This window comes from Luteimonas qiangzhengi (assembly GCF_039548515.1).
Taxonomy (GTDB): domain Bacteria; phylum Pseudomonadota; class Gammaproteobacteria; order Xanthomonadales; family Xanthomonadaceae; genus Luteimonas.
This window is the reverse complement of record NZ_JBCLVE010000006.1, coordinates 167,566-180,933: the sequence shown is the minus strand read 5'-3', so window position 1 is coordinate 180,933 and position 13,368 is coordinate 167,566. Positions and strand designations below refer to the sequence as shown.

12 protein-coding genes are annotated in these 13,368 nt (G+C 66.3%); 5 read left to right on the top strand and 7 right to left on the bottom strand.

The features are described from left to right. Positions 1-17: 17 nt before the first annotated feature. Complete coding sequence (gene hmgA, locus WCE59_RS06150) at positions 18-1,316, bottom strand: homogentisate 1,2-dioxygenase (protein WP_343257923.1); 1,299 nt, start codon at positions 1,314-1,316, stop codon at positions 18-20. Positions 1,317-1,428: 112 nt separating this feature from the next. On the opposite strand from hmgA, the gene WCE59_RS06145 reads away from it, so the two are divergent. Beyond that, positions 1,429-1,794, top strand: a complete 366-nt coding sequence (locus WCE59_RS06145; RefSeq protein ID WP_343257844.1) for a DUF5362 family protein — start codon at positions 1,429-1,431, stop codon at positions 1,792-1,794. 67 nt (positions 1,795-1,861) lie between these two features. Here WCE59_RS06145 and hppD read toward each other — a convergent pair whose 3' ends face one another. After that, entirely contained in the window at positions 1,862-2,965 is a 1,104-nt protein-coding gene (hppD, locus tag WCE59_RS06140) for a 4-hydroxyphenylpyruvate dioxygenase (protein ID WP_343257843.1), read from the bottom strand. A 108-nt stretch (positions 2,966-3,073) separates the two neighbouring features. On the opposite strand from hppD, the gene WCE59_RS06135 reads away from it, so the two are divergent. After that, on the top strand, positions 3,074-3,541 hold the full coding sequence (locus WCE59_RS06135) for a MarR family winged helix-turn-helix transcriptional regulator (RefSeq protein WP_343257842.1): 468 nt from the start codon (positions 3,074-3,076) through the stop codon (positions 3,539-3,541). Between the two features lie 82 nt (positions 3,542-3,623). Here the strand turns inward: WCE59_RS06135 and WCE59_RS06130 are convergent, their stop codons facing one another. From WCE59_RS06130 to WCE59_RS06115, 4 genes are all read right to left on the bottom strand, one after another. Beyond that, positions 3,624-5,216, bottom strand: coding sequence for a peptide MFS transporter (locus WCE59_RS06130; protein ID WP_343257841.1), 1,593 nt, complete (start codon positions 5,214-5,216; stop codon positions 3,624-3,626). 99 nt (positions 5,217-5,315) lie between these two features. Next, positions 5,316-6,899: an AbgT family transporter gene (locus WCE59_RS06125; protein ID WP_343257840.1), complete on the bottom strand. Its 1,584-nt coding sequence runs from the start codon at positions 6,897-6,899 to the stop codon at positions 5,316-5,318. An 81-nt stretch (positions 6,900-6,980) separates the two neighbouring features. Next, complete coding sequence (locus WCE59_RS06120; RefSeq protein WP_343257839.1) at positions 6,981-7,643, bottom strand: energy-coupling factor ABC transporter permease; 663 nt, start codon at positions 7,641-7,643, stop codon at positions 6,981-6,983. A 15-nt stretch (positions 7,644-7,658) separates the two neighbouring features. Further along, positions 7,659-8,519 (bottom strand): tryptophan 2,3-dioxygenase, encoded by an 861-nt coding sequence (locus tag WCE59_RS06115; RefSeq protein WP_343257838.1) that lies wholly within the window; start codon positions 8,517-8,519, stop codon positions 7,659-7,661. Between the two features lie 264 nt (positions 8,520-8,783). Here WCE59_RS06115 and pdhA point away from each other — a divergent pair, with 264 nt between their 5' ends. Genes pdhA through WCE59_RS06100 form a run of 3 tightly spaced genes read left to right on the top strand, consistent with a single transcriptional unit; the run spans position 8,784 to position 12,323 of the window. After that, entirely contained in the window at positions 8,784-9,857 is a 1,074-nt protein-coding gene (gene pdhA / locus WCE59_RS06110; RefSeq protein ID WP_343257837.1) for a pyruvate dehydrogenase (acetyl-transferring) E1 component subunit alpha, read from the top strand. Further along, positions 9,854-10,849, top strand: coding sequence for an alpha-ketoacid dehydrogenase subunit beta (locus WCE59_RS06105; RefSeq protein WP_343257836.1), 996 nt, complete (start codon positions 9,854-9,856; stop codon positions 10,847-10,849). The genes pdhA and WCE59_RS06105 overlap by 4 nt, the downstream gene beginning before the upstream one ends. Before the next feature lie 55 nt (positions 10,850-10,904). Further along, positions 10,905-12,323: a dihydrolipoamide acetyltransferase family protein gene (locus WCE59_RS06100; RefSeq protein ID WP_343257835.1), complete on the top strand. Its 1,419-nt coding sequence runs from the start codon at positions 10,905-10,907 to the stop codon at positions 12,321-12,323. Between the two features lie 65 nt (positions 12,324-12,388). On the opposite strand, the gene WCE59_RS06095 is transcribed toward WCE59_RS06100, so the two are convergent. After that, entirely contained in the window at positions 12,389-13,339 is a 951-nt protein-coding gene (locus WCE59_RS06095) for an MBL fold metallo-hydrolase (RefSeq protein ID WP_343257834.1), read from the bottom strand. Positions 13,340-13,368: the final 29 nt, after the last annotated feature.

Sequence of the window (13,368 nt, the reverse complement as noted above, 5' to 3'; positions counted from 1 at the left end):
GCCACGGGCGAAGCCGGTCAGGTGGGCGGGGTGAAATGGCGGCGCAATCCCGCCCAACAAGCCTGGTAGTCACGCTGGCGATGGTCCGCCGCCAGCGCCTGGCTGGTGGGACGCAGAACGGCACGGGTCTCGAACATGAAAGCCATCGTATCCTCGATGACATCCGGCCTGGACAGGTCCGCGCTGGACGCCTTCTCGAAGGTGGCTGCGTCCGGTCCGTGCCCGGTCATGCAGTTGTGCAGCGAGCAGCCGCCCGGGGCGAAGCCTTCCGCCTTGGCGTCGTAGGCCCCGTGGATCAGACCCATGAATTCGCTGGCGATGTTGCGGTGGAACCACGGCGGCCGGAACGTGTCCTGGGCCACCAGCCAGCGCGGCGGGAAGATCGCCAGATCCATGTTGCTGGTGCCGGGCGTGTCGCTGGGCGAATGCAGCACCAGGAAGATCGACGGATCCGGGTGGTCGTAGCTGATCGAGCCAATCGCGTTGAAGCGGCGCAGGTCGTACTTGTACGGCGCGCAGTTGCCGTGCCAGGCCACCACGTCCAGCGGCGAATGGCCGATATCCGCACGCCACAGGTGGCCCTGAAACTTGGCGATGAGTTCGAAATCACCCTCGTCTTCCTCGTACGCCGCGACAGGCGTGAGGAAGTCGCGCGGGTTGGCCAGGCCGTTGGAGCCGATCGGCCCCAGGTCCGGCAGCTTCAGCATCGCCCCATAGTTCTCGCACACATACCCACGCGCCGCGCCATCAGGCAGCTCCACCCGGAAGCGCACGCCGCGCGGGATCACCGCGATTTCCTGCGGCTCGATCTCCAGCACGCCCAGCTCGGTGGCAATCTTCAACCGCCCCTGCTGGGGCACGATCAGCAGCTCGCCGTCGGCGCTGTAGAAAAAGCGCCCGCGCATGGGCGCGTTGGCGGCATACATGTGCACGCCCACGCCGGTCCCCGCGCCCGAGCCGCCGTTGCCGGCCATGGTGAACAGCCCGTCGACGAAATCCACGGCGCTGCCTTCGGCCGGCATCGGCATCGGATTCCAGCGCAGCTGGTCCGGCGTGACCGGGCCGGTGCCGAAATCCTCGTGCAGGCGCGGCTGCTGGAACGGCTTGAACTCGCCATGCATGGCCGCCGGACGGATCCGGTACAGCCAGCTGCGCCGATTGGCATGCCGCGGCGCGGTGAACGCGGTGCCGGTCAGCTGCTCGGCGTAGAGTCCGTGCGCCACCTGCTGGGGCGAATTGCGGCCCACTGGCAGCGCACCGGCCACCGCCTCGGTGGCGAACTCGTTTCCAAAACCGGACATGTATCCCTTGGGCATGCATACCTTGGAATTGGCGGCATCAGTCATGGTCTGTTCCTTTGGCAGCGATTGGCGATTAACCTGAATGCGCCACCGATCGGTGGATCAACTCACTCAGGGGAAGTTTTCAATGCAATCGAACGACAATCTGCGGGCCATCATGGCGCCGCTGGTGGACGGCAAGCTGTGGATGAAGCTGCTGGGCGTCATGATGATCATCAGCGGCGCGCTGCAGGTGCTGACCATCATCGGCATCCTGTGGGCCTGGCTGCCCATCTGGCTGGGCGTGCTGCTGTTCCAGGCTGCAGGAGCCGCGGAAGAGGCATCGGCCAGCGGGGACCTGGCCACCGCAACCCGCGCCACCGACAAGCTGCGCCTGTTCTTCATGATCCAGGGCATCCTGATGCTGATCGGCCTGGTGCTGGTCGGGCTCATGTTCCTGCTCGGCGGGGCCGCGATGTTCGCCGGCCTGGCTGGTATGGCCGGCAGCTACTGACGCCGCTGTGCCGGGGCCGTACCGCGGAAGCGGTCGGCCCCGGTGGTTCACACCGTCCGGGCAGGCGTCAGAGGACGCCGCGCTCCATCTGGTCGCGCTCGATCGACTCGAACAGGGCCTGGAAGTTGCCCTCGCCGAAGCCTTCGTTGCCCTTGCGCTGGATAATCTCGAAGAAGATCGGCCCGAACGCGTTCTTGCCGAAGATCTGCAGCAGCTTGCGCTGCTTGGTTTCCGGATCGGCGTCGATCAGGATCGCGTTCCTGCGCAGACGTTCCACGTCTTCACCGTGGTTGGGCACGCGCTGGTCGATCACGTCGAAATAGGTTTCAGGGGTGTCGAGGAAATCGATGCCGGCCTCGCGCATCTTCTCAATCGACGCGTAGATATCATCGGTGAACAGCGCAATGTGCTGGATGCCCTCGCCCTTGTAGGCGCGCAGGTACTCGTTGATCTGGCTCTTCTCGTCGCTGGACTCGTTGAGCGGAATACGCACCACGCCGTCCGGCGCGGTCATCGCCTTGGACAGCAGGCCGGTCTTGGCGCCCTTGATGTCGAAGTAGCGGATCTCGCGGAAGTTGAACAGCGTCTCGTAGTAGTCCGACCACTTCTGCATGTTGCCCAGGAACAGGTTGTGGGTCAGGTGGTCGATGAAGGTCAGCCCGAAGCCCTTCGGATGCTGGTCCACGCCCGGCAGCGGCGCGTAGTCGGCATAGATGTCGGTGGCCGAATCGTCGATCAGATACAGCATGCAGTCGCCGATGCCCTTGATCACCGGAGCGTCCACCACGCGCGTATCGGCCTTGTGCTCCTGCTTCTCGCCGCCGTTGGCCAGCACGTGCTCAAGCACCTGGGCCGGGGCGGTCTTGAAGCGGATGGCGAAGCCGGAAGCGGACGGACCGTGATTGGCGGCGAAGTCGGAGGCAAACGAATCGGCCTGCTCGTTGAGCAGGAAGTTGATCGTGCCCTGGCGGAACAGGGTGATCTCGCGCTCACGGTGCTTGGCAATCGCGGTGAAACCGAGCTTCTCCAGGTACTCGCGCATGCGCGGACCTTCACCCGCCGGGGCGGCGAACTCGACGAACTCGAAGCCGTTGATGCCCATCGGGTTTTCGAAGGTGGTGACCTCCATGCCGAGGTTGGGGCCCTGCTGGGACTGGGTCTGCGTAGTCATGGGGGAAAACTCCTGATTTGGGGCCGGGCATGCTGCCGTGCCGCTGGCAAATGGAACGAACCCATGGTTATAGTTTCACCTGTAACCATTTGCAAGGCGCAATGCAGCATGGCCCGACCCCCTGAGCATGCGGTGCTGGAGCATGAAATCCTGGAGCTGGAACACTTCCTGCCCTATCGCCTGAGCGTGGTCTCCAACCACATCAGCCAGACCATTGCCGCCGTCTATGCCGAGCGCTTTGGCATCAGCATCACCGAATGGCGGGTGCTGGCCGTGCTGGGCCGCTACCCGGACCTGTCCGCAGGAGACGTGGCCGAACGCACGGCGATGGACAAGGTGGCCGTCAGCCGCGCGGTGGCGCGCCTGCTCAAGACCGGGCTGATCGAACGCGAAACCCACGGCAGCGACCGCCGCCGCTCGGTGCTGCGGCTGAGTCGTGCCGGCCATCGCGTCTACGACCAGGTGGTGCCGATGACGCTGGAATACGAACGCAAGCTGCTCGCCACTTTCAGCGAAGCCGAGCGCGCCATCCTCGACCGCCTGCTCACCCGCTTGGACCAGGCCTCCGGCCGCTGACCGGCACGCCTGGCAGGAGCGCGGAAGATGCGCTCCTGCCTCTTGACGGCGGGCCACCCATCGGAGGCCCGCCGGGCTCACGTCAGAGCTTGCGGACTTCCCCGCGGCTGTCGATTCCCGTTGCCGCCGGCTCGCCCACTTCCCGCTGACCGGCCAGCGCGCGATCCTGGCGCAGCTGTTCCTCGTCCTGGTGCATCAGGCGCGCGATGAACGGCGACACCACGATCACGCCCACGCCCACCAGTACCGCCAGCCAGCCGACCGAGCTGTACACGTCCATGACCTGGTTGGCCGCGTCCGCCCCGTCCAGGCCCTCGCCGCCGGTGGCGGCGGCGATCCTGCCGGCCAGGAAGTTGCCGCCGGCCGTGGCCAGGAACCACGACCCCATGACCAGCCCCACCAGCCGCGACGGCGCCAGCTTGCTCATGGCCGAAAGCCCAACCGGCGACAGGCACAGCTCACCCATGGTGTGCAGCAGGTAGATCAGGAAGATGAAGATGACCGGGGTCAGCCCGTCACTTGAGTTGGCGCCCCACACGAGCACGAAGAAGCCCAGGCCGAGCTGGATCAATCCCAGGCCGAACTTGGCCGGAGTGGACGGCTCAAGATTGCGCCGCGCCAGCCACAGCCACAGCGCCGCAAAGAACGGCGCCAGGGTGATGATGTAGATCGAGTTGATCGACTGGAACATGCCCGCGGGCACTTCCCAGCCAAACATGCTCCGGTCCACGCTGCGGTCGGTGTAGACGTTGAGCGAGGAGCCGGCCTGTTCGAACAGGGCCCAGAACAGCGGCTGCAGCGCGATCAGGAACAGCGCCGCCAGCATCCTGTGCCGGGCGACCCGATCCATCTTCCACACCGACTCGTAGAGGAAGTAGCCCACCACGATCAGCGCGCAGGCGGCCAGCATCCAGCCCACCACGTGCTGGTACTGGATCAGGAACCACACCACCACCACGCCCACCAGGCCCCACAGGTAGATCCAGTGCTCAGTGCGGATACCGAACACCCGCGCCGCCAGCGCGGCCGGATCCGGCGCTTCGCCCCGTCCCAGCAGTGCGGGCCGGCCCCAGATGAACACCACCAGGCCCAGCAGCATGCCGATACCGGCGGCGCCGAAGCCCCATGCCCAGCCGTGGGTCTGGCCCAGATAGGCCGCCAACATCGAACCGGCGGCCGCGCCCAGGTTGATGCCCATGTAGAAAATCGTGAACGCCGGATCGCGGCGCGCATCACCGTGATCGTAAAGCTGCCCGACCATCACCGAGATGCTGGACTTGAGGAAGCCCACGCCCATGATGATGAAGGCCAGCGCCAGCCAGAACACGTTGAGCAGCGGCGAGTCCTGCCCGCCCGACCCCTCGAATGCCATCAGCCCGTGGCCGATGGTCAGCAGGATCGCGCCGTACTGCACCGCCCTGCGCTGGCCGATATAGCGGTCAGCCAGATAGCCACCCAGCACCGGCGCGATGTACACCAGCGAGCCGTAGGCCGCATAGATCGCGTAGGCGCGCTCTTCGGAAAACATCCAGTGCTGGATGAGATAGAAGATCAGGATCGCGCGCATTCCGTAGAACGAGAAGCGCTCCCACATCTCGGCGAAGAACAGCACGAACAGGCCGCGCGGATGGCCGAAGAAAGTCTTGCCCTCGGCGGGGATCGGGTTGCTGGACACGGATCTGGTACTCCCGGACATCGGCCCTCGCGGGCACCACTGGAAAATTCAAACTACCGCGACGGCCGCGGTTACGGAATGGGTCTGCGCAACCCGCCGTCAGGGACTTGGATACACGTAGGTGGAGCCCACACCAAGCGGGATTCCCAACGCCCAGAAGGCAATCAGGAACAGGGTCCAGATCACCAGCAGGCTGAACGCGAACGGCAGCATCAGCGCCAGCAGCGTGCCCACCCCGGATCCCTTCACGTACTTCTGGCAGAACACCACGATCAGCGGGAAGTACGGCAGCAGCGGGGTGACGATGTTGGTGCTCGAATCGCCCACCCGGTAAGCCGCCTGGGTGAGGTCGGGCGATATCCCGAGCTGCATCATCATCGGCACCATGATTGCGCCAATCAGCGCCCACTTCGCCGAAGCCGAGCCGATCAGCAGGTTGACCGCTCCGGACAGCAGCACCAGGCCAACGAGCATCAGCGACATGTGCAGCCCCATTGCCTGCAGCGCGTTGGCTCCCTTGATGGCAAAGAGCACACCCAGGTTGGATTGGCTGAAGGCGTAGATGAACTGGGCGGCGAAAAACGCCATGACGATGTAGTAGCCCATCCCGCTCATCGACTTGCTCATGCCCTGGATGATGTCGCGGTGGGTCTTCGCGGTTCCGGCAACGTAGCCGTACACCACGCCCGGGATCAGGAAGAAGATGAAGATCAACCCGACGATCGACTGCATCAGCGGCGCGGTGAATGCCAGCAGTGGCTGGGTGCCCGGGGCCAGCGTGGACGGATCGGCAGCCCAGGGCGTGCCTTCCGGCAGCAGGGTCAGCACGAACAGCACGATGGCCACGGCCATCGCCACCACCGACCAGGTCAGCCCGCGCCGTTCATTCGGGTCGAGCTTTTCCATCTTCGGCATGTCGCTGACATCGCCATCCACCCGGGTGGCCTTCAGGCGCGGCTCGATTACCCGGTCGGTCAGGAACCAGCCCACCAGGATCACCAGGAAGGTCGAGGCGGTGGTGAAGAAGTAGTTGTTGAGCGGGTTGATCTCCATGCCCGGATCCAGGATCCGCGCCGCTTCCTGGGTCAGGCCGGCGAGCATCGGATCCAGGCTGGAGGGCACGAAGAACGTGGCCGAAAACCCGCCCGACACGCCCGCGAACGCCGCTGCAATACCGGCCAGCGGATGGCGCCCGGCCGCGTAGAAGATCACCGCGCCCAGCGGAATCACCAGCACGTAACCGGCGTCCACCGCAATGTGGCTGAGGATGCCCACGCCGATCAGGGCAGGCGTCAGCAGCATCTTCGGGGTCACGCTGAGGATTGCCCGCAGCAGCGCATTGATGAAACCGGTGTGTTCGGCCACGCCCAGACCCAGCATCGCCACCAGCACCACGCCCAGCGGGGCGAAGTTGACGAAAGTCTGCACCATGGTGGCCATGAACGCCGTCAGGCTCGCGCCCGAGAGCAGGTTGTTGATTGCAACCGGATCGCCGGTGCGCGGATCGATCTCGCTGAAGGACCAGCCGGACATCACCGCCGAGACCACCCAGGTCAGCAGCATCAGGATCAGGAACAGCATTGCCGGATCCGGCAGTTTGTTGCCAACGCGCTCGACGACGTCGAGCATGCGCGTCACAACGCCGCGGGGGGCGCTTGCAACATCGGGGTCCGGATGGCTCATTCTGTCTCCTGGCTGAAGGTGAACCCGCCGCATGCTAGCAGCCCCGGGGCGTGCTGGGACCCCCCAATGGCCACATTGCAGCTACATCGGCCGCTCCGGCCACAGGTACACCTTGTCGTCAAACGACACGCACCACTGCGGCCGGTACACCACGATCACCGCCATCAGCGTGCCGGTCAGGAACGCCTCGGCCAGCGCCAGCAGCGGAGTGGCGATCAGGTAGGCCGCTGCCGAACGGCTGCCCAGCCAGGCAACCACCGCAAACTTGGCCAGCACCGTGGCCGCCATGGCCGCCGCGGAAGCAAAAAAGGCGTTGCCCATCACGTATACGACGATGTTGTGTGGCAACCAGCGCCGCACCCCACGCGAGAACACCGCGGTCACCGCCACCGGCAGCGCACCGGTCACCAGGAAATCCATCGCCCAGCCGTGCCAGGCCGCGCCCATCAACACCCCTGACAGGCTCGCCGCCGCCATCACCCAGCACGCCGGGCCTGCACCCACCAGCAGGGTGGCAATGCTTGCGCCGGTCAGGTGCAGCATCACGTCCTGCAGCGGTGCGGTGTTGAACCAGCGCACCGCCATCAGCACCAGGGCGAGGACCAGCAGCACCCGCGCCGCCGCCTGTCCTGCCCCGTGCAGACGCTGCCACAGCGGGCGCCCCTGCCAGGCCAGCACCAGCGCGGCCAGCCCCCAGGCAGTTGCCTGGACCCAGACCGGCAGGATTGGTGGCGCGATTTCCATCCCTGTCAGCCGGGCTCAGTCGCCCTGCCCGATCCGGGTACGGGCATCAAACAGTTCCGGGAAGAAACTCAGATCCAGCGCCTTCTTCAGGAAGCCAACGCCGCTGGATCCCCCCGTGCCCCGCTTGAACCCGATGATCCGCAGCACGGTGCGCATGTGCCGATAGCGCCACAGCTGGAACTGGCTTTCCAGATCCACCAGGTCCTCACACAGCGAATATTCGCGCCAGCAGCCGTCGGTATCGGCATAGATCGCCGCAAAGATGTCCACCAGCGCATCATCGTGAACATGCGGCTGGGTCCAGTCCCGCTGCAGATGCCGCTCCGGCACCGCATGCCCCTGACGGGCCAGATAGCGCAGGAACTCGTCGTACAGACCCGGCGTTTCTAACGCGGCGCGCAGGCTGGCCTGCCCCGCGGGATCGTAGGAAAACACCTTCAGCATGTCGGCGTTCTTGTTGCCCAGCAGGAACTCCACCGTGCGGTATTGCAGCGACTGGAAACCGGACGACGGACCCAGCAGATTGCGGAACTCGGCGTATTCGGCCGGCGTAAGCGTCTCCAGCACCGACCACTGCTCGGTCAGCTGGTGCAGCACCTTCTTGCACCTCGCCAGCACCTTGCGACACTGCCCCCGCTGGTCGTTACGCAGATACTCCAGCGCCGCACCCAGCTCGTGGATGATCAGCTTCAACCACAGCTCCGACACGTGGTGCTGCACGATGAACAGCATCTCGTCGTGATGCTGCGGCTCCGTCACCGGCTGCTGCGCAGCCAGCAGCAGATCCAGGCGCAGATAGCCGCCATAGGTCAGGCTGCCATCCAGATCGGTATGAATGCCCTCTTCAAGGGCGCGCTGATTGCGGTCTTCGGTCATCCGCGCAGATTACCCGACTGCGCATGACGTCATGAACCCTCCCACCAGAGAGCCGAGCCCCGTCGTGGACGGGAGGCCTCTGCGCGTAAGTCAAGGAGGAGGCGGCCGCAGGCCGCCGGGGGACATGGAGCGCAGAGGCCTCCCGGCCGCGACGGGGCCCGTCAGATCAACCAGATCCCACCCCCGAAGTCATGCCGCACCGCGCAATATCGCCGCAACCCGGACCAGCTATCATTGTCGCCTTGTCCCGAACTCGTTGATTCCATGACTGTCGCCGCTAAATTCGAGATCGAATACCTGCAATACCTCGGCCCCGACGGCAAGCTTGTTGCCGAACTGCCCGAAGCATTCCGGGATCCCAAGGCCCTCGTGCCCATGTTCAAACAGATGCTGTTCGTACGCACCTTCGACAGCAAAGCCATCAAACTGCAGCGTACCGGCAAGCTCGGCACCTATGCCGCCAGCCTGGGCCACGAAGCCGCCCACGTCGGAATCGGCGCCGCCATGCAGCCCGAAGACGTCTTCGCACCCAGCTACCGCGAATACGGCGCGCAGTTCATGCGCGGCGTGAAGCCTCGCGACGTCCTGATGTACTGGGGCGGCGACGAGCGTGGCAACGACTTTGAAGTGCCGCGCAACGACTACCCCTGGTGCGTGCCGATTTCCACCCAGTGCCTGATGGCCGCCGGTGCCGCCCTGTCGTTCAAGCTGCGCAAGCAGGAGCGCGTCGCCGTGGCCTGCTGCGGAGACGGCGGCTCGTCCAAGACCGACTTCTACGCCGCAGTGAACTCCGCCGGTGCCTTCAAGGCGCCGCTGGTGCTGTGCGTGATCAACAACGGCTGGGCCATTTCCGTGCCCCGCTCGGCCCAGACCGGCGCCGAGACCCTGGCCCAGAAGGGCCTGGCCGGCGGCCTGCACTGCGTGCAGCTGGACGGCAACGACCTGATCGCCGTGCTGGAAGGCATGCGCCGCGCCACCGAACGCGCCCGCAAGGGCGAAGGCGGCACCGTCATCGAAATGATGACCTACCGCCTGCACGACCACACCACCGCCGACGACGCCAGCCGCTACCGCGACGAGGCCGAGGTCAAGGACGGCTGGACGCGTGAACCCATGACCCGCCTGCGCACGTACCTGACTGATTCAGGCGTGTGGAGCGAAGACGAGGAGAAGGCCTGGCTGGCCGAGTGCGAGGAAAAGGTGGACGTGGAAATCAACGCCTACCTCAGCACTCCGGTGCAGCCGGTGGAAGCCATGTTCGACTATCTGTATGCCGATCCGCCGGCCGATCTGCTGGCCCAACGTCAGGAAGCCATCGAGCGGGAGGGCCGGTCATGAGCAACCAGCAGGCCAACCCGATCACCCTGATCGAAGCATTGACCCAGGCCATGGCCTATGAAATGCGCAACGACGAACGCGTCGTGGTGCTGGGCGAGGACGTGGGCGTCAACGGCGGCGTGTTCCGTGCCACCGCCGGGCTGCACTCCCAGTTCGGCAGCGAGCGCGTCATCGACACCCCGCTGGATGAAACCACCATTGCCGGCCTGACCGTCGGCATGGCCAGCCAGGGCATGAAGCCGATCGCCGAGGCCCAGTTCGACGGCTTCATGTACCCGATGGTCGACTTCATCGTCAGCCACGCCGCGCGCATGCGCTACCGCACCCGCGGCCGCCTGACCTGCCCGATGGTGCTGCGCGTGCCGTGGGGCGGTGGTATCCGTGCCCCGGAGCATCACAGCGAGGCCAACGAATCGATCTTCACCAACGTGCCGGGCCTGCGCGTGGTCATGCCGTCCTCGCCGCAGCGCGCCTACGGCATGCTGCTGTCGGCAATCCGCGAGCCGGATCCGGTGATCTTCTTCGAGCCCAAGCGCATCTATCGCCAGTACAAGGAAATGGTGCCGGACGACGGCGAAGCCCTGCCGCTGGACGTGTGCTACGTGCTGCGTGACGGCACCGATGTGACCCTGGTGACCTGGGGCGCACAGGTGAAGGAAGCCCTGGAAGCTGCCGACAAGCTGGCCGCCGAAGGCATCAGCGCCGAAGTGATCGACGTGGCCACCCTGCGTCCGCTGGACTTCGCCACCATCGCCGAGTCGGTCAGCAAGACCGGCCGCTGCGTGATCGTGCAGGAAGCCCCGAAGACCGCTGGTTTCGGTGCCGAAGTCGCCGCGCGCCTGGCCGAGGAGTCCATGTTCGACCTGGTCGCCCCGGTCGAGCGCGTCACCGGCCCGGACACCCACATCCCGCTGTTCCGCCTGGAAATGAAGTTCCTGCCCAGCGTGGACCGTGTGGTCGAAGCCGCCAAGCGCGCCGTGTCCCACGGCTGACCTTCCGGACCCTGTCACCTACCGGCGGGCCACGGCCCGCCCAATGGAAAATGCCATGAGCAACAAGAAGACCTTTTTCCTGCCCGACCTGGGCGAAGGCCTGCCGGACGCCACCATCGTTGAATGGAGCGTCAAGGAAGGCGACACCATCCGTCTGGACGACCCGCTGGTCTCCATGGAAACCGCCAAGGCCGTGGTCGAAGTGCCCTCCCCGGTCTCGGGCAAGGTGCTGAAGCTGTCCGGCGCGGCGGGTGACGTGATCGTCACCGGCAAGATGCTGGCCGAATTCGAGATCGACCCCTCCATGCCGCAGCGCGCCGAAGGCCAGGACACCGGCCACAACCACGGCGGCGGCAATCATGATGATGATGGCGACAAGGGCGTGGGCAGCCAGGATCCGGCACCCGACGACCGCGTGGTCGCCTCCGATGACGGCGGCGCGATCGAGGCCGATGGCGAGCCGGCACCCAAGGGCGAAGTGCGCCAGGATGCCGGCACCGTGGTCGGCGCCATGCAGTCGTCCGACCATGTCCACACCGAGCAGGCCGTGGCCGTTGGCGGCGTCAAGGCGATGCCCGCCGTGCGCGCGATGGCCCGCAAGCTGGGCGTGGACCTGAGCCGGGTGACGGCCACCGGTCCCAACGGCGTGGTCAGCCTGGCCGACGTGAAGAAGGCCGCTGCCGACGGGACCGCCAAGGCGGGTTCCGCACCGGCACAGCGCGCGGTGGACCGCGTGGCCCAGGCGCCGTCGCCCGCCCCTGCCGCAGCTGCGCAGCGTGCCCCGGTGTCCCAGTCCGGCCGCCCGATGCGCACCCAGCCGCCGTCCGTCGCTGCTACCGGCCAGCCGGAACAGCTCAAGGGCGTGCGCCGCAACATGGCCCGGGTCATGGCCGATGCGCACACCCAGGTCGTGCCGACCACGCTGGTGGACGATGCCGACCTGCACGCCTGGATTGGCAAGCAGGACATCACCGCCCGCCTGATCCGCTCCATCTGTGCCGCGGCCAAGGCAGTGCCGGCGCTGAACGCGTGGTTCGACGGCAAGAACCTCACCCGCACCATGCACGCGCACGTGGACATCGGCATCGCCGTGGACACTGACGACGGCCTGTTCGTGCCGGCCCTGCGCAATGCCGACGTGCTCGACGCGGGCGGCATCCGCTCGTCAATCCAGCGTCTGCGCCAGCAGGTCGAGGACCGCTCCATTCCGGCCAGCGAGCTGTCGGGCTACACCATCAGCCTGTCCAACTTCGGCATGTTCGCCGGCCGCTATGCCACTCCGGTGGTGGTGCCGCCGTGCGTTGCGATCGTCGGCGCGGGCAAGCTGAGCCACGATGTAGTGGCGGTGATGGGCGGCGTTGAAGTGCACCGGCGCATGCCGATCTCGCTGACCTTCGACCACCGCGCCGCCACCGGCGGCGAAGCCGCGCGCTTCCTCAAGGCGCTGCTGGACGACCTGTCCCTGCCGAACTGACGCCCGGCGTCACGCCTGTTCCCTGCCCAGCAGTACGGGCAGGGAAAATCCCGCATGGCGCGCTCCTACCGGGTGGTGGCGGCTGCGGTGGCTTGCCGGGTGCGGTCCAGCCAGACGCCCAGGCCCTGGGCGTTGAGCTCGATGTCCATCTCCAGCAGCCTCGTGACCTGGGCGGTGTCGACGATGCCCAGACGCTGGGCGTTCGCGGTGTACTTGCGGGCCAGGCCCTCCACCAGCCGCTCATGGCGATCCGGGCTGCCGTCGCAGCCGCGCGCCAGGTCGACCATTCCGTCGACCTGGGCAATCAGGCGCGTGCCCAGCTCCTGTACGCCTGACACCCGGCCGTAATGGGTCACATACACCGCCCGCGGCGCCTCCGCCAGGATCCGGCGGATCGAGCTGCGCAGCGCATCCGGATCAAACTGCACCGGTGACGTGCTGGGCACAATGAACGCCCCGCGGGCCGAATCCAGCTCGCGATAGGAAATGCCGAACGTATCGCCGCAGAACCAGCTGCGGCTGCGCGCATCCCACACCGACAGGTGGTGGCGGGCGTGCCCTGGCGTGTCCACGCAGCGCAGCGGCCGGCCGGACAGGTCCAGCACCTCGCCGCTCTCCACCACCCGCGTGCGCTGCTCGGGAATGGGGGTGAGCGGGCCATGGTGCAGGTCGTACTCATCGCCATAGACCGCCCGCGCACTGGCCTCCAGCCGCGCGGGATCGCGCATGTGCCGGGCGCCCTGCGGATGGACTGCGAAGGTGGCATTGGGCAGCTGCTGCATCAGCGGCCCGGCGCCGCCGGCATGGTCCAGGTGCACGTGGGTGGCGATCACCCAGTCGACATCGCTGGTCTCAAGTCCTTGCTCGTGCAGCGCCGCCAGCAGGCGCGGCACGCTCTTGCCGGTGCCGGTATCGATGAAAGCGGCGCGACCGTTTTCGATCACCAGATAGGCGGCGCAGAACCCCGGCCGCACATAGCCGGTGTCGATCGTGACAATGCCATCCGGAGCAGACATACCTGACTGGAACTCCACAAACCGCTGAA